The 19751-nt window shown below is 59.8% G+C and carries 19 protein-coding genes; 10 read left to right on the top strand and 9 right to left on the bottom strand.

Translation table 11 applies throughout. The features are described from left to right. The first annotated feature begins 72 nt into the window (after positions 1–72). A complete protein-coding gene (locus ACA044_RS01350; protein WP_497444834.1) occupies positions 73–426 on the top strand; it encodes a DUF1493 family protein in 354 nt (117 codons plus the stop codon). 152 nt (positions 427–578) lie between these two features. On the opposite strand, the gene ACA044_RS01345 is transcribed toward ACA044_RS01350, so the two are convergent. The 3 genes from ACA044_RS01345 to ACA044_RS01335 all read right to left on the bottom strand — a co-directional run bounded on the left by ACA044_RS01345 (position 579) and on the right by ACA044_RS01335 (position 3844). After that, on the bottom strand, positions 579–2120 hold the full coding sequence (locus tag ACA044_RS01345) for a phosphoenolpyruvate carboxykinase (RefSeq protein WP_497444833.1): 1542 nt from the start codon (positions 2118–2120) through the stop codon (positions 579–581). 179 nt (positions 2121–2299) lie between these two features. Then, the gene (gene hslO / locus ACA044_RS01340) at positions 2300–3202 is read right to left on the bottom strand and encodes an Hsp33 family molecular chaperone HslO (protein ID WP_497444832.1); all 903 of its coding nucleotides are present in this window, start codon (positions 3200–3202) and stop codon (positions 2300–2302) included. 234 nt (positions 3203–3436) lie between these two features. Continuing rightward, the gene (locus ACA044_RS01335) at positions 3437–3844 is read right to left on the bottom strand and encodes an RNA-binding S4 domain-containing protein (RefSeq protein WP_497444831.1); all 408 of its coding nucleotides are present in this window, start codon (positions 3842–3844) and stop codon (positions 3437–3439) included. Between the two features lie 213 nt (positions 3845–4057). On the opposite strand from ACA044_RS01335, the gene rimB reads away from it, so the two are divergent. Together rimB and rimK are read left to right on the top strand one after the other, a co-directional pair. Continuing rightward, a complete protein-coding gene (gene rimB / locus ACA044_RS01330; RefSeq protein WP_497444830.1) occupies positions 4058–4537 on the top strand; it encodes a retropepsin-like aspartic endopeptidase RimB in 480 nt (159 codons plus the stop codon). Beyond that, entirely contained in the window at positions 4534–5439 is a 906-nt protein-coding gene (rimK, locus tag ACA044_RS01325; RefSeq protein ID WP_008005189.1) for a 30S ribosomal protein S6--L-glutamate ligase, read from the top strand. The genes rimB and rimK overlap by 4 nt, the downstream gene beginning before the upstream one ends. 165 nt (positions 5440–5604) lie before the next feature. On the opposite strand, the gene ACA044_RS01320 is transcribed toward rimK, so the two are convergent. Together ACA044_RS01320 and ompR are read right to left on the bottom strand one after the other, a co-directional pair. Next, positions 5605–6918, bottom strand: coding sequence for an ATP-binding protein (locus ACA044_RS01320; RefSeq protein ID WP_497444829.1), 1314 nt, complete (start codon positions 6916–6918; stop codon positions 5605–5607). 101 nt (positions 6919–7019) lie between these two features. After that, positions 7020–7760, bottom strand: coding sequence for an osmolarity response regulator transcription factor OmpR (gene ompR, locus ACA044_RS01315; protein WP_497444828.1), 741 nt, complete (start codon positions 7758–7760; stop codon positions 7020–7022). Positions 7761–8120: 360 nt separating this feature from the next. On the opposite strand from ompR, the gene ACA044_RS01310 reads away from it, so the two are divergent. The 7 genes from ACA044_RS01310 (at position 8121) to tauD (ending at position 16705) form a co-directional block, all read left to right on the top strand. Beyond that, a complete protein-coding gene (locus ACA044_RS01310) occupies positions 8121–10445 on the top strand; it encodes a Tex family protein (protein WP_497444827.1) in 2325 nt (774 codons plus the stop codon). Beyond that, the gene (locus ACA044_RS01305; RefSeq protein ID WP_008076564.1) at positions 10445–10828 is read left to right on the top strand and encodes a PaaI family thioesterase; all 384 of its coding nucleotides are present in this window, start codon (positions 10445–10447) and stop codon (positions 10826–10828) included. The genes ACA044_RS01310 and ACA044_RS01305 overlap by 1 nt, the downstream gene beginning before the upstream one ends. A gap of 340 nt (positions 10829–11168) precedes the next feature. After that, entirely contained in the window at positions 11169–12752 is a 1584-nt protein-coding gene (gene gshA / locus ACA044_RS01300; RefSeq protein WP_497444826.1) for a glutamate--cysteine ligase, read from the top strand. 278 nt (positions 12753–13030) lie between these two features. Further along, positions 13031–14008 carry a taurine ABC transporter substrate-binding protein gene (gene tauA / locus ACA044_RS01295; RefSeq protein ID WP_497444825.1) on the top strand — a complete coding sequence of 326 codons (978 nt, stop codon included), beginning with the start codon at positions 13031–13033 and terminating at the stop codon, positions 14006–14008. Between the two features lie 16 nt (positions 14009–14024). Continuing rightward, positions 14025–14819: a taurine ABC transporter ATP-binding subunit gene (gene tauB, locus ACA044_RS01290; protein ID WP_497444824.1), complete on the top strand. Its 795-nt coding sequence runs from the start codon at positions 14025–14027 to the stop codon at positions 14817–14819. Continuing rightward, positions 14816–15664, top strand: a complete 849-nt coding sequence (gene tauC, locus ACA044_RS01285) for a taurine ABC transporter permease TauC (RefSeq protein ID WP_497444823.1) — start codon at positions 14816–14818, stop codon at positions 15662–15664. The genes tauB and tauC overlap by 4 nt, the downstream gene beginning before the upstream one ends. Positions 15665–15862: 198 nt before the next feature. Continuing rightward, complete coding sequence (gene tauD, locus ACA044_RS01280; protein ID WP_497444822.1) at positions 15863–16705, top strand: taurine dioxygenase; 843 nt, start codon at positions 15863–15865, stop codon at positions 16703–16705. Positions 16706–16828: 123 nt separating this feature from the next. Here the strand turns inward: tauD and mgrA are convergent, their stop codons facing one another. The 4 genes from mgrA to ACA044_RS01260 all read right to left on the bottom strand — a co-directional run bounded on the left by mgrA (position 16829) and on the right by ACA044_RS01260 (position 19694). Then, on the bottom strand, positions 16829–17866 hold the full coding sequence (gene mgrA, locus ACA044_RS01275; RefSeq protein ID WP_497444821.1) for an L-glyceraldehyde 3-phosphate reductase: 1038 nt from the start codon (positions 17864–17866) through the stop codon (positions 16829–16831). A gap of 165 nt (positions 17867–18031) precedes the next feature. Then, on the bottom strand, positions 18032–18496 hold the full coding sequence (locus tag ACA044_RS01270) for a type II toxin-antitoxin system HicB family antitoxin (RefSeq protein ID WP_173667514.1): 465 nt from the start codon (positions 18494–18496) through the stop codon (positions 18032–18034). Further along, positions 18493–18675: a type II toxin-antitoxin system HicA family toxin gene (locus tag ACA044_RS01265; protein ID WP_497444820.1), complete on the bottom strand. Its 183-nt coding sequence runs from the start codon at positions 18673–18675 to the stop codon at positions 18493–18495. Before ACA044_RS01265 ends, ACA044_RS01270 begins: the two co-directional genes overlap by 4 nt. A gap of 128 nt (positions 18676–18803) precedes the next feature. Further along, positions 18804–19694 carry a LysR family transcriptional regulator gene (locus tag ACA044_RS01260; RefSeq protein WP_497444819.1) on the bottom strand — a complete coding sequence of 297 codons (891 nt, stop codon included), beginning with the start codon at positions 19692–19694 and terminating at the stop codon, positions 18804–18806. Between the last annotated feature and the right edge of the window lie 57 nt (positions 19695–19751).

The raw sequence follows: 19751 nt of genomic DNA, 5'->3' as shown, positions 1-19751 counted from the left end.
TTCCACTCCAAACTTGCCGCAAAATCCGACCCAAGCCGATTCACCGGCATGCCCCCTAATGGAAGATGCACCATGAACCTCGCCCCCAACTTCCCCGACGACCACGCCATGCACCTGCTCATGCAGTTGCTGCACGAAGAACTCGGCCTGCCCGAACGCAAAACCATCAGCCTCACCACCTCGATCAACTTCGACCTGGGTTGCGCTGGCGCCGATGCGCGGCACCTGATGGAAGCGCTGGAAGAACAGTTCGCCATCGACTTCATCGACTACGACGCCTATCGCTACTTCCAGCCTGAAGGCTTTGACGTGTTCCTAAAGCGCCGGGCGAAGGGTCGTGGCGACAAAGTCCCGCTGACCATTGGCATCCTCTACAAAGCAGTCAAGAAGCAACGGTGGGACACGCAGGAAGTGGAAGCGGTTTAGTGGATCAGGACAACAGAAGTGGAATTATTCTGGCTGTTTTGCGTGTTTACTGCGGGAATATTGCCAGTTCTGCCTCAAGGGAACTGAATCGCGCTCACAAAAAAGCCGCCCCAAAGGGCGGCTTTTTCATTCAATCAAACCACTACCGATTCTTACAACTTCGGCCCAGCAGCCTTGATCGCGTCGCTCACGTCGAACTTCTTGAAGTTCTCAACAAACAACCCGGCCAGTGCCTTGGCAGCCTCATCGTAAGCAGCCTTGTCAGCCCAGGTGTTGCGTGGGTTCAACAGGCCAGTCTCAACGCCCGGTACGGCTTTTGGCACGTTGAGGTTGATGATGTCGAGGTGTTCGGTTTCGGCACCGATCAACGCGCCGCTCTGGATCGCTGCGATCACGCCGCGGGTGGTCGGGATGTTGAAGCGTTTGCCGACGCCGTAGCCGCCGCCGGTCCAGCCGGTGTTGACCAGGTAGACCTTGGAGCCGAAGCCGCGGATGCGTTTGATCAGCAGTTCTGCGTATTCGCCAGCCGGACGCGGGAAGAACGGTGCGCCGAAGCAGGTGGAGAAGGTCGACTTGATGCCGCTGCCGGAACCCATTTCGGTCGAGCCCACCAGTGCGGTGTAGCCGGACAGGAAGTGGTAGGCCGCTTGTTCTTCGCTGAGGATCGACACTGGCGGCAGGACGCCGGTCAGGTCGCAGGTCAGGAAGATCACAGCGTTTGGCTCGCCACCGAGGTTCTTCTCGGAACGCTTCTCGACGTGCTCCAGCGGGTAGGCCGCGCGGCTGTTCTGGGTCAGGCTGCCGTCGGCGTAGTCAGCCTTCTTGGCGTCGTCCAGCACAACGTTTTCCAGGACCGCGCCGTGCTTGATGGCTTTCCAGATGACCGGCTCGTTCTTCTCGGACAGGTCGATGCACTTGGCATAGCAACCGCCTTCGATGTTGAACACCACACCCTCGCCCCAGCCGTGCTCGTCGTCACCGATCAGGTAACGGCTTTCATCGGCAGACAGGGTGGTCTTGCCAGTGCCGGACAAACCGAAGAACAGGGTCACGTCGCCCTCTTCGCCGATGTTAGCGGCACAGTGCATCGGCAGCACATCTGCGGCCGGCAGCAGGAAGTTCTGCACCGAGAACATGGCTTTCTTCATTTCACCGGCGTAGCGCATGCCAGCGATCAGCACTTTCTTCTGGGCGAAGTTGAGGATCACGCAGCCATCGGAGTTGGTGCCATCACGCTCTGGCACGCACTCGAAGTTGGCGACGTTGAGGACCTGCCACTCTTCACGGCCAGCCGGGTTGTACTGAGCAGGGTTGATGAACAGGCAGCGGCCGAACAGATTCTGCCAGGCGGTCTGGGTGGTCATCTTCACGGCCAGGTAGTGCTCGGTGGCCGCACCTACGTGCACGTGAGAAACGAAATGCTCTTGCGCGTTGTTGAACGCCTCGACGCGAGCCCACAGGGCATCGAACTTGTCGGCCGGGAACTTGCGGTTGATCGGGCCCCAGGCAATGGCGTCCTGGGTGGTCGGTTCTTCAACGATGAAACGATCGACTGGCGAACGGCCGGTACGGTGACCGGTGCGAACAACCAGCGCGCCGGTATCGGCAAGCTCGCCTTCACCGCGATTCAGGGCTTCTTTAACCAGATCATCAACACTCAGATTGGTGTACACGGCGTTATTGGCTTGCGTCATGAGGTTCCCCGTCGGCCAGTGGCCGAGTGCTCCAAACGTTTTGTAGTAGAAAGTCGTGCACTACTACCGCGAAAAAAGTGGGCCGGATTATGCCAGAAAAGCCCAAAAAGTGTAGGGCCCTCCCGTCAGAACGGCGTTATTCCGGCGTTAAGCAGTGAATTTACCTGTACTGAAACGTTTTAGTGCCGGGTATCTGACGGCGAATCGACCCCTGCACCGGCAAACAATTGGGTGATATCGGCGGCATCGAACAGGTAGCGTTCGTTGCAAAACTGGCAATCGATCTCGATGCGGCCGCCATGTTCGACGACCAGTTCCTGAGCATCTTCCAGACCAAGACTGACCAGCGCATTGCCCGAGCGTTCCCGGGAACAGCTGCAACGAAAGCGTAGTTTCTGCACGTCGAACAGGCGCACCTGCTCTTCGTGGTAGAGGCGATGGAGCACGGTTTCGTTGTCCAGGCTCAGCAATTCATCGGCGGTCAGGGTGCTGGCCAGGGCGGTGATGTGCTGCCAACTGGCGGCGCGTTCTTCTTCGTCTTTCAGACGGTCGGCAGGCAATTGCTGCAACAACAGGCCACGGGCACGACGGCCATCGGCGTAGAGCCAGAAGCGGGTATTGGTCTGTTGGGACATGACGAAGTAGTTGGTAAAGCACTCCGACAGGGTCCCGCCGTCGAGGTCGACGATGCCTTGGTAACGCTGGCCCTGAGTCGGGTCGACAGTCAGCGCCAGCACGCCATTGGGCATCAGGTCGGCAAGGGTCGCGTCGGGGGCAATCTGGTCGGCTTCGTAACGAGCCAGGCCACGGATTTCACGCTCGCTGGAGCACTCGATCATCAGCAACGGCACCGGACCTTCGGAACGGGCCTGAAGAATCAGCAAGCCATCGAACTTCAAGGTGCCGACCAGCAACGCTGCTGCCGCCATCAGCTCGCCCAGCAGTTGCGCGACCGGCTCCGGATAGGCGTGTTTGGCGAGGACTTCAGCATAGCTACGCTCCAACCCAACCAGCTCGCCGCGGGTATCGCTGTCATCGAAGATGAAGCGTTGGGTGTAGTCGTTATCCGGTAGATCGGTCATAAGTCTGGGTATCTGAAGTGGTTACAAAAAATGAATATCGCGCCATTGCCGCACTTTTGGGTGCGAAAAGTTCAGCCATGGAGGCATTTTATGAACAATCCGGGGTTGTTCCAAGCAAGGTCAAACCTCTCTTTTCGACGAACGGCGTTTCTCACCTGCTGAATGCGCCGCTGGCGAATACCCCCATATGGCTACACAGGCGCGCGATTGCAAGTCTGTGCCCGACGGCGGTCACTACTCGTCGTTGCTGTTACCGCGAAATTTGAACAGGTCCCGGCGCTGTTTCTTGCTCGGCTTACCGTCGGTGCTCACGCCCAACGCCCCGGCCTTGCGCATGGCCGCAGCCGCTTCACGTTTGGCGATGCTGGCTTCGGTTTCGGCATACAGAGCCTGGGCCTCCGGGGCGCCACGGCGCACGATCGACAGCGCCTGGACCACCACCGTGCGCTCCTCGAAGCCTGTGCGAATCTGAAATTCATCGCCGATCCTCGGCTCCTTGCCCGGCTTGCAGCGCTCGCCCCGGCAATGCACCTTGCCACTTTCAATCGCGGCCTTGGCCAAGGCACGTGTTTTATAAAAACGCGCGGCCCACAACCATTTATCGAGACGGACCTTGTCGTCCTCTTCGCTTTTTTGTGCCATTGGATGACCTCATTCTGAAATATCGATGAACTGTACTACCGTTTCTGTCGTGCCATGAATCGCCACGCTGTGGATTAGAATGTCAGGCATTCCCCGCAATTGAGGGATGGAAATCCGGGCAGTAGATATCTGTCGCCTTTTACCCATTATTCTGCGTGAATACCGCGAATTCGGCCGTACGCGGCCTGAGCGGTTTTTGCCGGTTGAGCACTTTTGAAGACATTTGACCATTTGACCGTTATCGGTCTGCGCGAGTGGGTGGCGCTCCCGGATTTGGGAGTTGCGGGCCTTCGGGCAAAAATCGACACCGGGGCCAGCACCTCCAGCCTGCACGCCACCGACATCGAGCCGTTCGAGCGCGATGGCGAACAATGGGTGCGCTTCACCGCGCACCTGGGCACGGTGGTGCAATTGCGGCACCGGCGCTGCGAAGCACCGCTGGTGACGATGAAAACCATTAAAAGCTCCAACGGCCACGCGCAGATGCGCTACGTGGTCAGCACCACCCTGGCCCTCGGTGATCGGGTCTGGCGGGTCGAGTTCACCCTCGCCTGCCGCAAGTCCATGCGTTATCGCCTGTTACTCGGTTCCAAAGCCCTGATCGACGGCCAGTTGGTGGTCAATCCGGGCATCAAATATGTACAAGACAAGCCGGTGTTCCCGGTATCTACCTTCTCCACAGGTGTTGCATGAAGATCGCTGTGCTGTCGCGGAACCCGCGTCTGTATTCCACCCGTCGCCTGGTCGAAGCCGGTATGGAGCGTGGCCATGAAATGGTGGTGATCGACACCCTGCGCGCCTACATGAACATTGCCAGTCACAAGCCGCAAATCCACTACCGCGGCAAACCGCTGGAAGGTTTCGATGCGGTGATCCCGCGGATCGGTGCGTCGGTGACGTTCTATGGCTGCGCGGTGCTGCGCCAGTTCGAAATGATGGGGGTGTTTCCGCTCAACGAATCGGTGGCCATCGCCCGTTCGCGAGACAAACTGCGTTCGCTGCAATTGCTGTCGCGCCGGGGGATCGGTTTGCCGGTCACCGGTTTTGCCCACTCCCCGGATGACATTCCCGATTTGATCGAGATGGTCAACGGTGCGCCGCTGGTGATCAAGGTGCTGGAGGGCACCCAAGGCATCGGTGTGGTGCTGTGTGAAACGGCGACCGCGGCGGAATCGGTGATCGAGGCGTTCATGGGTTTGAAGCAGAACATCATGGTTCAGGAGTACATCAAGGAGGCAGGCGGCGCGGACATTCGTTGTTTCGTGGTCGGCGACAAGGTGATCGCAGCGATGAAGCGCCAGGCCAAGCCGGGGGAGTTTCGCTCCAACCTGCATCGCGGCGGCAGTGCGAGCCTGATCAAGATCACGCCGGAAGAACGCATGACCGCGTTGCGTGCGGCGAAGGTCATGGGGTTGGCGGTGGCGGGGGTGGATATCCTGCGCTCCAATCACGGGCCGCTGGTGATGGAAGTGAACTCGTCGCCAGGGCTTGAAGGGATTGAAACCACCACCGGGAAGAACGTGGCGGGGATCATCATCGAGCATCTGGAGAAGAATGGCGGGCCGAATATGACTCGGACCAAAGGGAAAGGTTGAAGCTTACTCGGTCCCTGTGGCGAGGGAGCTTGCTCCCGCTGGAGGCCGAAGGACTCCCGATTCCGGCAACTGTATTCTTTTATTGAAATACGGTTGCCGGGTTTTGCGGCTGCTGCGCAACCGAGCGGGAACAAGCTCCCTCGCCACAGAGGTTGTGTACCGTGCTTAGACAGCATCCCGCGGCAGCATCAACCCAAGCGGCAACCGCACCCGCGCCTCCAGGCCACCACCGGGCCGGTTGCGCAGCTCGACATTCCCGCCATGCATCGAAGCAATCCGCTTCACGATTGCCAATCCAAGTCCTGTGCCTTTGCCGCCTCGGGCACGATCACCACGGGTGAACGGGTTGAAGATCGCCTCCAACTCCGACGGATCGATCCCCGCGCCGCGGTCCATGACACTCAGCACCACATACGGCGCGCTGGTATCTCCAGACACATAAGCCGCCACTTCGACGCCGCTGCCGGCGTGATGCAAGGCATTACCGATCAAATTGTTCAGCAGCCGCTTCATCGATACCCGACGCAACGGAAACGGCTGGATAGGCTCCAGGCGCAAGTGCACTTTCTCTTCGTTCTGGTTGTACGGCGCGGCAACTTCGCGAACCAGATCGCTCAGGTCCACTTCTTCCACCGACTCGTCACGTCCGTCACGAATGAACGCCAGGAACTGGTCGAGAATCGCGTCCATGTCTTCGATGTCGCGGATCATGTCGTCCGTCAGGTCGCTGTGATCGCCCATCAGTTCCAGGGACAGCCGCAAACGGGTCAGCGGCGTGCGCAGATCGTGGGACACCCCGGCCAGCATCAATTCCCGTTCGCGCCCGGCTTGTTCGACGTCTTCAGCCATCTGGTTGAAGGCGCGATAAACCTCGGTCATTTCACTCGGTGTATCGCTGATCGGCAGCCGCACGCTACGGCCCTGACCGAGTTGCCTTGCGGCATAGACCAGACGTTTCAATGGTTGATTGAGCTGGCTGACGAAGATCCACGCCGAAGCGGTGGACAACAAGCCGATGGCGAGGAACCAGCCCAGCACGTTCCAGATTTTCTGACCGCGCAACGGATGCGGGTACAACGGCACTTTCAGCCAGCCATCGCCCAGGCTGGGCGCCCGGACCCACAGCGCCGGCGGCGAATGCATGCGTAATCGCACTTCGGTGTCGGCACCCAGCTCAGCCTGCATCTGCCGCTGATAGATCTCGCTGTAAGGCCAGTGTTGCTCCCCTTCCGGCACACCCGCGCCCACTACCCGGATCAGGGTTGCGGCATCAGCGATTTTCTCACGGTTTTTTTCATCGGCGGCCCAATAGGCGCGCAGCGTCAGGGCGACGCCGTGGCTGTATTGGCGATCCACCAGCACGTCTTCGTTCATCAACAGATAAACCAGGGTCAGCGCCTTGGAGAACAGGACGACGATCAGCACCAGCCACAGGGTGCGGGAGAAGAAACTCTGGGGGAACCAAACGGGGGTTTTCATGGATAACCGCTACACACTTGCAGGAGCGAGCGATGCTCGCATATTGCGGATCGCGAGTCTGCGGACAATCGTGCGCAAGACCCGCTCCTACAAATCGCCGATCACTTGGTGGCGGCGCCATCCGGAACGAACACGTAACCCACGCCCCAGACGGTCTGGATGTAACGCGGCTTGGATGGATCGGGCTCGATCATCCGGCGCAGACGGGAGATCTGCACGTCGATGGAACGCTCCAGGGCATCCCACTCGCGACCACGGGCCAAATTCATCAGCTTGTCGCGAGTCAGTGGCTGACGCGCGTTCATGACCAATGCCTTGAGCACCGCGAATTCACCGGTCGTCAGCATGTGCACTTCGTCACCACGCTTGAGTTCGCGGGTGGCCAGGGACAGCTCGTAGTCACCGAAGGTCACGCTTTCGTCTTCGCTGCCCGGTGCACCCGGCACAGGAGTCGATTGACGGCGCAGGACCGCTTTGACACGGGCCATCAGCTCATCCGGGTTGAATGGCTTGGCCAGGTAATCGTCGGCGCCCAGTTCCAGGCCCTTGATGCGGCTCAGCTCATCGCCCTTGGCGGTGAGCATGATGATCGGGATCTGATTGTTCGCTGTGCGCAGGCGGCGGCAGGCGGTCAGGCCATCTTCGCCGGGCAGCATCAGGTCGAGAACGACCAGGTTGAACACTTCACGCGCCAGCAGGCGGTCCATTTGTTCAGTGTTCGGGACGGCGCGGGCACGGTAGCCCTTGCTGACGAAAAAACGCTCCAGCAGGCTGCTCAGCCCCGGATCGTCGTCCACGATAAGAATTTTTTCGCCTTCAGCAGTTTGTGCAGTGCTGCTCATTGGATGCTCCTTTGATCTCGGCGCGCATTATGGCGTAGCTGTCGTTATACGCACCGAGTGCATTGTTAGCAGATTTTTCCTTCACCGCCAGAAAGCCGACCTTTGTGCCTACAGCCTGCGATGCCCCCGAATGTCAGAACGCTGGTTATAATGCGCGGCCTTTTGTGTCAGGCAACGTCTGATCGTTATTGCTGGTAGCCGCTCTTTTTTTCATGGCGCCGGCAGTAATTGTTCGATTTCACGGGTCAACGGGAAGCCTGTTGATCCAGGTAGCGGCGCACGCCAGGCCGCTCAACCAGACTCGCCGAGCCTTTATTTCTGCGCCTGCGAGCCTGCTTTCACAATTTTTCAGGTGGTTTTATGGACAGCATCAACAGCCGCATCGCCGAGGAACTCGGCGTACGCCCACAACAGGTCGAAGCGGCCGTCGCGCTACTCGATGAAGGCTCTACCGTTCCCTTCATCGCCCGCTACCGGAAAGAAGTGACCGGCAGCCTCGATGACATCCAGTTGCGTCATCTGGAAGAGCGTCTGCGCTACCTGCGAGAACTCGACGAACGGCGGATCAGCATCCTCGCCAGCATCGAGGAGCAAGGCAAGCTGACCCCGCAACTTGAGCGCGATATCAAACTCGCCGACACCAAGACCCGCCTCGAAGACTTGTACCTGCCGTACAAGCAGAAGCGCCGTACCAAGGGCCAGATCGCCCTGGAAGCCGGCCTCGGCGAGTTGGCCGACGGCCTGTTCAACGATCCGACCCTGAGCCCGGAAACCGAAGCCGCCCGCTTCATCGACGGCGAAAAAGGCGTGGCCGATGTGAAAGCCGCCCTTGAAGGCGCCAAGTACATCCTCATGGAGCGCTTCGCCGAAGACGCCGGCCTGCTGGACAAGCTGCGCAACTACCTCAAACAGGAAGCCACCCTCAGTGCCCGCGTGATCGCCGGCAAGGAAGAGGAAGGCGCCAAGTTCCGCGACTACTTCGAACACGACGAACCGCTGAAAAGCATGCCGTCCCACCGCGCACTGGCGATTTTCCGTGGCCGCAACGAAGGCATTCTCAGCTCCGCACTGAAAGTCGGCGATGAACTGCCGGGCACCATGCACCCGTGCGAAGGCATGATCGGCCAGCAATTCGGCATCCAGAACCAGAACCGCGCCGCCGACAAATGGCTGGGCGAAGTGGTGCGCTGGACCTGGAAGGTCAAGCTCTACACCCATCTGGAAACCGACCTGCTGGGCGAGCTGCGCGATGGCGCGGAAACCGAAGCGATCAACGTGTTCGCCCACAACCTGCACGACTTGCTGCTGTCGGCCCCGGCCGGCCCGCGCGCCACCCTGGGCCTCGACCCGGGCCTGCGCACCGGCTGCAAGGTCGCCGTGGTTGATGCCACCGGTAAGCTGCTGGACCACGCCACGGTTTACCCGCACGTGCCACACAACAAGTGGGATCAGACCCTCGCCGTGCTCGCCGCCCTGTGCGCCAAGCATTCGGTGGACCTGATCGCCATCGGCAACGGCACCGCCAGCCGCGAAACCGATAAGCTCGCCGCTGAGCTGATCAAAAAATACCCAGCCATGAAGATGACCAAAGTCATGGTCTCCGAGGCCGGTGCATCGGTGTACTCGGCGTCGGAACTGGCTTCCAGGGAATTCCCGGACCTCGACGTGTCGATCCGTGGCGCGGTGTCGATTGCCCGCCGCTTGCAGGATCCGTTGGCTGAGCTGGTGAAGATCGATCCGAAATCCATCGGCGTCGGCCAATACCAGCACGACGTGTCGCAGCTGAAACTGGCACGCGGCCTGGACGCAGTGGTCGAGGACTGCGTGAACGCCGTGGGCGTCGACGTCAACACCGCCTCCGTGGCGCTGCTGGCGCGCATCTCCGGCCTCAACGCGACCCTGGCGCAAAACATCGTCACCCACCGCGACGAGCACGGTGCATTCAAAACCCGTGCGGCATTGAAGAAAGTCGCACGTCTGGGTGAAAAAACCTTTGAACAGGCCGCCGGCTTCCTGCGTGTGATGAACGGCGACAACCCGCTGGATTCGTCTGCGGTTCACCCGGAAGCCTATCCGCTGGTGCAGCGCATTGCCGCTGAAACCGACCGTGACATCCGTTCGCTGATCGGCGACGCGAGCTTTCTCAAGCGCCTCGATCCGAAGAAGTACACCGACGAAACCTTCGGTCTGCCGACCGTCACCGACATCCTCCAAGAACTGGAAAAACCCGGTCGCGACCCGCGTCCCGAGTTCAAGACCGCCGAGTTCCAGGAAGGCGTCGAAGACCTCAAGGACCTGCAACTGGGCATGATCCTCGAAGGCGTGGTCACCAACGTGACCAACTTCGGCGCCTTCGTCGACATCGGCGTACATCAGGACGGTTTGGTACACATCTCCGCGCTGTCGGAGAAGTTCATCAAGGATCCGCGCGAAGCGGTGAAGGCCGGTGATGTGGTCAAGGTGAAGGTCATGGAAGTCGACATCCCGCGCAAACGCGTTGGCCTGTCGATGCGCATGAGCGATACCCCGGGCGAGAAAATCGACGGTGCCCGTGGCGCGCGTCCGGGTTCGGCACCACGCCAATCCCAGAACACCGCACCGCGCAAGGAAACCACGGCGACAGCCCCGGCCAACAACGCCATGGCCTCGCTGTTCGCTAACGCCAAACAGTTGAAAAAACGCTGATGGAGATCCCGGCCGGCTTGACCGAAAGCGCGTTTTTCAAGCTGCTGGGATGTCGCTTGCACAGCCTGGAAACCGGGGTGGCGCAAGTCGCCCTGGCGCTTGAGCCAGAACTGCGCAATCGCGGCGGCAAGCTGCATGGCGGGGCCTTGTTCAGTCTGGTGGACATTGCCATGGGGCTGGCTTGTTCCAGCACCCACGGCTTTGACCAGCAGAGCGCAACCATCGAGTGCAAGATCAACTACATCCGCGCCGTCGCCGACGGTGAAGTGATGTGCACGGCGCGGGTGATCCACCCGGGCCGCCGCACGCTGGTGGTCGAGGCCGACGTGATGCAAGGCGACAAACTGGTCGCAAAAGCACAAGGCACGTTCGCTGTCCTGTAGCTAGTGGTCATCAATTTGAGTTAATTTCGGCGCTGTGACTGCAGCGCTGGAGTTTTCTGTGGGAGCGCCTGTGGCGAGGGGGCTTGCCCCCGTTTGAGTGCGTAGCACTCACAATATATTGGAACATCAGAGGTTTTGGGGCTGCTTCGCAGCCCAACGGGGGCAAGCCCCCTCGCCACAAGCCCGCTCCCACAGGGGATTGCGGCGATCAACCCTTGGCTGGCTGACAGCAAGCCTGTGCGGCCCGAAAACCAGGCGAAAACGCCAGTTTCAACTTCACCCTTGTAGACCGTCTTGCCCACCCCCATATTGGGGCGACTGACGCGTGAAGGAATCCAACTTGAGCGAACTTCTCAACCGCCGCCTGGCTCTGCTCGGCGAGCGCGCTAACCTCTCTCTGCTCGAACAGTGCCTTCACGGCATCGAACGTGAATGCCTGCGCGTGACGGGCGAAGGACGCCTGGCGCAAACGCCGCACCCCGAAGAATTGGGTTCCGCGCTGACCAACGAACAAATCACCACCGACTATTCCGAGTCGTTGCTGGAGTTCATCACGCCAGCCCTGCCAGACCCGGCGGATACGCTGGCGAGCCTGGACAAGATCCACCGGTTTGCCTACAGCAAGCTCGGCAACGAGTACCTGTGGAGTCCATCGATGCCGTGCCCGCTGCCGGCCGAGGAAGATATCCCGATCGCCTACTACGGCACCTCCAACATCGGTCAGCTCAAGTACGTTTATCGCAAGGGCCTGGCCCTGCGTTACGGCAAGACCATGCAGTGCATCGCCGGGATTCACTACAACTTTTCCCTGCCGGAAAAACTCTGGCCGCTGCTCAAAGAGGCTGAAGGCTTTGACGGCACCGACCGCGACTATCAGTCGTCGGCCTACATCGCGCTGATCCGTAACTTCCGCCGCTACAGCTGGCTGTTGATGTACCTGTTCGGCGCGTCCCCTGCGCTGGACGCCGGTTTCCTGCGCGGTCGTTCGCACCAGTTGGAACAGCTGGACCCGGACACCCTGTACCTGCCGTACGCCACCAGCCTGCGCATGAGCGATCTGGGTTACCAGAGCAACGCCCAGGCAGGCCTGACGCCGTGCTACAACGATCTGGCCAGCTACACCGACAGCCTGCGCAAAGCCGTAGCCACGCCGTATGCGCCATACGTTGAAGTCGGCACGCACAAGGACGGTGAGTGGGTTCAGCTCAACACCAACATCCTGCAGATCGAAAACGAGTACTACTCCAACATCCGTCCGAAGCGCGTGACCTACACCGGCGAACGGCCGATTCAGGCGCTGGTGGCCCGTGGCATTCAGTACGTCGAAGTGCGCTGCCTGGACATCAACCCGTTTCTGCCGATGGGCATTGATCTCACCGAATCGCGGTTCCTCGACGCGTTCCTGTTGTACTGCGCACTGAACGACAGCCCGCTGCTGACCAGTAACAGCTGCGGTAATGCAACGTCGAACTTCCTCAGCGTGGTCAAGGAAGGTCGTCGTCCGGGCCTGCAATTGCAACGCGACGGGCAAGCAGTCGACCTGAAGCAATGGGCCGGCGAATTGCTGGAGAAGATTGCGCCATTGGCGGCGTTGCTGGATCAGAGCCATGGCGGCGATGCGCACAGCAAGGCTCTGGACGCACAACTGGCCAAGGTCAAGGATTCGTCCCTGACGCCATCGGCTCAAGTGCTGGCGGCGATGGCCGAGCACAAGGAAAGCTTCGCCCGGTTCTCCTTGCGTCAGAGCCAGGTGCATGCAGAGTTTTTCCGCAGTGAGCCACTTTCAAGCGAAGAACAGGCTAGATTTGAAGCATTGGCGCGTTCGTCGTTGGCTCAGCAAACAGAGCTGGAACAGAACGAAGTCGGCGATTTCGATGTGTTTGTCGGGTCGTATCAGGCGAGTATTCTGGCGATCAGTAATTAGACGCAAACCTCTGTGGCGAGGGAGCTTGCTCCCGCTCGGCTGCGCAGCAGCCGTAAAATCTGCGACCGTGTTTAATCAGACACACCTTCGCTGGTTTTGGGAGTCCTTCGGCCTCCAGCGGGAGCAAGCTCCCTCGCCACAAAAGCGATACACAACTATTCTCCCTTAGAATTTTCCGCTCATAAGGTCATTCGAAAAAGTTATTTATTTTCGGATTCTTATATCATTTAGTCTCCTTTTCACGCCGACACTCGGTCGCCTGACAAGGAGCTTCCTCGATGAAACTGACTTCCCCCCTTCGCCTCCTGGCGGCCGCGTCTCTGGCTGCGGCGAGTGTCCTGGCTCAAGCGGCAGATGTGACCGTCGCTTACCAAACCACCGTTGACCCAGCGAAAGTCGCCCAGGCCGACGGCGCATACGAAAAAGCCACCAACGCCAAGATCGACTGGCGCAAATTCGACAACGGCGCCGATATCATCGCCGCCATCGCTTCCGGCGATGTGCAGATCGGCTACCTCGGTTCCAGCCCCCTGACGGCTGCAATCACCCGCAAAGTCCCGGTGGAAACCTTCCTCATCGCCACCCAGATCGGTGCGGCCGAAGCGCTGGTCGCGCGTGACGGTTCCGGGATCAAGACCCCGCAAGACCTGATCGGCAAGAAAGTCGCCGTACCGTTCGTTTCCACCGGCCATTACAGCCTGCTGGCCGCGCTGAAACACTGGAACATCGACCCATCGAAAGTCACCGTGCTCAACCTTGCACCACCAGCGATCATCGCGGCATGGAAACGCGGTGATATCGACGCCACCTACGTGTGGGATCCGGCGCTCGGCGTGGCCAAGGAAAACGGCAAAGTGCTGATCACCTCGGGCGAACTGGCCAAGTTTGGCGCGCCGACTTTCGATGCCTGGATCGTGCGTAAGGATTTCGCCGAGAAGCACCCGGAAATCGTCACTGCGTTCGCCAAAGTGACCCTGGATGCCTACGCCGACTATCGTAAAGACCCAAAAGCCTGGCTCGCCAACCAAAGCAATGTCGACAAACTGGTGAAACTCTCCGGTGCCAAGGCCAGCGACATTCCATTGTTGCTGCAAGGCAACGTTTTCCCGCTCGCGGCTGATCAGGTGATCACCCTCGGCGCGCCGACCACCAAAGCCATCACCGACACCGCGGTGTTCCTCAAGGAACAGGGCAAGGTCGAGGCCGTGCTGCCGGACTACGCGCCCTACGTCAGCGCCAAATACATCACCAATTGATCGGGAGTTAACCGCGATGGCTTTGCTACAGCTGGAGCGCATCTGCGCACAGTACCCCGGTGCAGCGGAACCTGTGCTGGCGGATATTTCCCTGAGCCTTGGGCCCCAGCAATTGCTGGTCGCCCTCGGCCCGTCCGGCAGTGGCAAGACCTCGCTGTTGAACCTGATTGCCGGTTTCGTCGAGCCCAGTGCCGGGCGCATCACCCTTGACGGCGTGCCGGTCAAAGGCCCGAGCGCCGAGCGCGGCGTGGTGTTCCAGGACGACGCCCTGCTGCCCTGGCAGGACGTGCTGGCCAACGTCGGTTTCGGTCTGGAACTGGCTGGCGCTCCGCGGGGAAAACGTGAACAGCGCGCCCGGGAAATGCTCGCACTGGTGGACCTCTCCGGTTTCGAACATCGCCGCATCTGGCAACTCTCGGGCGGGCAGAAACAACGTGTCGGCCTCGCTCGCGCCCTCGCCGCCGACCCTCGGGTTTTGCTGATGGACGAACCCTTCGGTGCCCTCGACGCCTTCACCCGCGAACAGATGCAGGAGTTGTTGCTGCAAGTCTGGCAGCGCACCGCTAAACCGGTGTTCCTGATTACCCACGACATTGAAGAAGCGGTGTTCCTCGCCACGGATCTGATTCTGCTGGCGCCAAACCCTGGGCAAGTCGTCGAGCGTCTGAGCCTGGATTTCGGTCAGCGTTACGCCGCCGGTGAGTCGGCGCGGGCGATCAAATCCGACCCGCGCTTTATCGAAACCCGTGAACATGTACTCGCCAAAGTGTTCTCCCAACGCAGTACCGTCCAGCGGCAGGAGCGCGCATGAGCAGCTATGAAGTTCCCGCCGCAACGGTGAAACCGGGCTCAAAAGTGAAGGGCTCGGCGGTAATCCCGCTGCGTCGCAGTTTGAACACGCGCTGGATCAGCGTACTGACGCTGACCGCTCTCGTTGCCATTTGGTGGGCCGTCACCGCCACGGCCTTGATCGAACCCCTGTTCCTGCCGCCACCGTCTGCCGTGCTGCAAAAAGGCTGGTTGCTGGTGACCACCGGCTACATGGATTCGACCTTGTGGCAGCACCTGGGCGCGAGCCTCAGCCGTATTGGCCTGGGCCTGGGCTTTGCGGTGTTGACCGCCGTGCCGGTCGGCATCGCCATCGGCCACAACCGCATCGCTCGCGGCATTCTCGACCCGCTGATCGAGTTTTACCGTCCGATTCCGCCGCTGGCTTATCTGCCGCTGATCGTGATCTGGTGCGGCATCGGTGAGTTGTCAAAAGTTTTGCTGATCTACCTGGCGATCTTCGCCCCCATCGCGATTGCCACCGCCACCGGTGTGCGTACCGTCGACCCGGCGAAATTGCGCGCCGCGCAGTCGCTGGGCGCGACCCGGGCACAGTTGATTCGCCATGTAATTCTACCCAGTGCGTTGCCGGACATTTTGACCGGTGTGCGGATTGGCTTGGGCGTGGGTTGGTCAACGCTGGTCGCTGCCGAATTGATCGCCGCCACCAGTGGTTTGGGCTTCATGGTGCAGTCGGCCGCGCAGTTTCTGGTCACCGATGTGGTGGTGTTAGGGATTCTGGTGATCGCGCTGATCGCTTTCGCCATGGAAATGGGCCTGCGTGCCTTGCAACGCAAACTGGTGCCATGGCACGGCCAGGCTCACTGAGTATTCATTGTGGGAGCGGGCCTGTGGCGAGGGGGCTTGCCCCCGTTTGAGTGCGTAGCACTCACAAGATCTTTGGTACATCGGAGATTTTGGGGCTGCTTCGCAGCCCAACGGGGCGGTGCGGCGTTCCGACAAGCCCCCTCACCACACAAGCCCGCTCCCACAACAACTCGACGCCCCGGATTGAAGAGAAAGACCATGAGTAACCTGACGATCGTCCCTGTAAGCTCCGCCCTCGGCGCACAAATCAGCGGCATCGACATCAGCCAGCCGCTGAGCGCGGAACAACGCGACGCCATCGAGCAGGCGTTGCTCAAGCATCAAGTGCTGTTCTTCCGCGACCAGCCGATCAAGCCGCAACAGCAAGCGCGATTCGCCGCCTATTTCGGTGACCTGCATATTCATCCGATCTACCCGAACGTGCCTGAGCAGCCGCAAGTGCTGATCCTCGACACCGCCGTCACCGACGTGCGGGACAACGCGATCTGGCACACCGACGTGACCTTCCTGCCGACCCCGGCGATGGGCGCGGTGCTCAGCGCCAAACTGCTGCCGGAATTTGGCGGCGATACGCTGTGGGCCAGTGGTATTGCGGCGTATGAAGCACTGTCCATACCGATGAAAACCCTGCTCGAAGGGTTGACCGCTACCCATGATTTCACCCGCTCGTTCCCGCTGGAACGCTATGGCAATACACCGGAAGCCTTGGCCCAGTGGGAAGAAGCCCGGCGCAAGAACCCACCGCTGTCGCACCCAGTGATTCGCACGCACCCGGTAAGCGGGCGCCGGTCGTTGTTCGTCAATGAAGGGTTCACGTCGAAGATCAATGAACTGTCGGAAACGGAAAGCGAAGTGATTCTGAAATTCTTGTTCGCCCACACCACACGGCCGGAATTCACCATCCGCTGGCGCTGGCAGAAAGACGACATCGCGTTCTGGGACAACCGTGTGACCCAGCATCACGCGGTGGATGATTACCGTCCGGCGCGGCGGGTGATGCAGCGGGCGACGGTGTTGGGGGATGTGCCTTTCTTCCGGTGAGCCGATCGTTCCCCCGCTCCGCGTGGGAATGCCTCAACGGACGCTCTGCGTTCGGCTCTGGATGGGACGCGGAGCGTCCCGGGCTGCATTCCCACGCGGAGCGTGGGAACGATTAGTACGGAGTTATTCAGCCGTCGAAGGCTTCTCCCACAAGTTGACCCCACCCTCCTGGGCAAACCGATCAATCTCCGCCAACTCTTCCACGCTAAAACTCAGGTTCTTCAACGCCCCGACGTTCTCGATGATCTGCTCCGGCCGGCTCGCGCCAATCAGCGCCGAGGTCACCCGCGGATCGCGCAGGGTCCAGGCCAGCGCCAACTGCGCCAGGCTCTGACCGCGGCGTTTGGCGATCTCATTCAACGCACGCACGTGAGCAATGTTGGCTTCAGACAGGTGAGACGCCTGCAACGAACCACCACCCGGACGGTTCACCCGCGCATCCGCTGGCACGCCATTGAGATACTTGTCGGTCAACAGCCCCTGAGCCAATGGCGTGAAGGCGATCACTCCGGTGCCGAGTTCATCGGTGGTGTCCAGCAGGTCCTTTTCCACCCAGCGATTCAGCAGGTTGTAAGCCGGTTGATGAATCAGCAACGGCACTTTCCACTCTTTCAGCAACCCGGCGATTTCACGGGTTTTCACCCCGGAGTAGGACGAGATGCCGATGTACAGCGCCTTGCCTTGTTGCACGACGGTGGCCAGTGCGCTGGCCGTTTCTTCCAGTGGAGTATCCGGGTCGAAGCGGTGGGAATAGAAGATGTCTACGTAATCGAGACCCAGGCGTTGCAGGCTCTGATCGAGGCTGGCCAATACATATTTGCGCGAACCGCCGCCCTGACCATAAGGGCCAGCCCACATGTCCCAACCGGCCTTGCTGGAGATGATCAACTCATCGCGGTACTGCTTGAAGTCTTCACGCAGCAAACGACCGAAGTTGATCTCGGCGCTGCCGTACGGCGGGCCGTAGTTGTTGGCCAGGTCGAAGTGGTTGATACCGAGATCGAACGCCGTGCGCAGCAACGAACGCTGGGTGTCGATCGGCGTGCTGTCGCCGAAGTTGTGCCACAAGCCCAGGGACAGTGCCGGCAGCACCAACCCGCTGCGACCCACGCGGCGGTAAGGGATGGAATCGTAGCGGTTTTCGGCGGCGGTGTAGGTCATCGAATCCTCTCTTGTCTGTCTTGAATGTGGTATCGACTGCTTTGCAAGTTGCCCAGCATACGCTTGGACAAACGCCGATAAACCTCGGACTCGAGAAAATGCTGAAACGTTTCACAGATTATTAAATCTGACCCACCGCATAGCGCCGATATCCACTCCCAACGTTTACGCCGACAACTCACGCAACGCGGCAGCCGCCAAAAAACCAGATCTTGAGCTGTATCGTTGATCTCGTCTGACCGTCTGGTCGATACGCTCAAGCAATTGCTCTGGGAGCGTGGCATTGAAGCGCACCGACTTGCCGAAGTAAGGCGTGATATCGAAGTCGACCACACCCCATACACCGCCAGCGTAATCAGGGTTATCAAGATGAGCGTCAATCTCACGCACCTGCGGCAGTGGATCACCATCGGCGACCAAGCCTTCATAGTGCAAAGCCAACGCTTCTTTCACGTTTTCAAATGCCTGCGCCACAGTAGCGCCCGCGGAGAAGCAACCCGGCACGTCCGGGATAATCACTCCGTATTCTGAGTCGGCATCCTTGTGCAGAACGACCGGGAATTTCATTTCGATGAGTCCTTCCTGTGATGTGGCCCCTTCGAGGCTTTCGTTTCCGATGTCGGGCCTCATTTCAGACCCGCCTGTTTCAATATGCTGTTGATCGTTCCTTTTGGAAGATCCGAATCAGGGTGCTTTATCGTCACCCTGCCTGACTTGCACGAATGCTTGTACTGATGGTGGCTACCTTTCACGGCCACCAGATACCAGCCATCCTCCTCGATCATCCTGATCATTTCCCGACTTAGCATCACCTTCGTCCTTGTGGGCAGCATCTGCTGAGCACATTACGTGATGATCACACCTTTAATACACACGATACACACTCTGATAAATATTAGCCGAACTCAAGCAAGCCAGATTGCCCGCGGACCATCGGTTATCGGGCCTCTGCAAACACCTCCCCCAACCAATCCACAAACACCCGAACCCGTGGCGACATGTGCTTGTTATGGGGATACAACACGGAAACCGGCATCGGTGGCGGTGGTGTGTCGGTGAGGATTTCCCGCACCAGGCCTTGGGAAATCAGCGTTTCCATTCGGTAATGCGGGCACTGAATCAGGCCCAGGCCTGCAATCGCCGAGGCTGCATAAATTTCCGCACCGAACACCGACAACGCGCCATCGATGGCCACTTCTTGCAGCTCGCCATCCACCATAAATTCAAACGGAAACAACTTGGCGGTGGTGCGCGAAACGTAGTTCACCGCGCGGTGTTTTTTCAGGTCTTCGAGGTTTTTCGGTTCGCCATATTTGCGCAGGTAGGCGGGGCTGGCGCAGGTGATCTGCCGCAGGTTGGCGACGCGTTTACCGATCAGGGCCGAGTCGCCCAAGGTACCGGCGCGCAACACGCAATCAACGCCTTCGGCGATCAGGTCGACAAACCGGTCGGCTTCGCTGATGGACAGTTCGATGTCCGGGTAGCGCGCCATGAATTGCGGCAACGCGGGGATTACAAAGTGCTTGGCCAACGTCCCATGCAAATCCACACGCAACCGCCCTTTCGGCGCCACGCTGCGGAATGCCAGTTCGGCTTCTTCCAGTTCCGCCAGCAACTGCACACAACGCGAGTAGTACGCCTCTCCATCCAGCGTAGGACGCACCTTGCGGGTACTGCGCTCCAGTAAACGAGTACCGAGCCAGGCTTCGAACTGATTCAGCGTGTGAGTCAGGGTCGCCCGCGGCAGGTTCAGGTCATTGGCCGCCAGCGTGAAACTGCTGCGCTCGTAGATCCGCACGAAAACCTTCATCGCTTTGACTTGATCCACGCAGGGCTCCTGACGGTCGATTGTTGGCGGTTATTGAACAGTCAAGACAACTCTCAT

Source organism: Pseudomonas sp. LBUM1673 (genome assembly GCF_059695645.1).
Note: the sequence above shows the minus strand (reverse complement) of the source record. Positions and strands in the feature narration are given on the sequence as shown.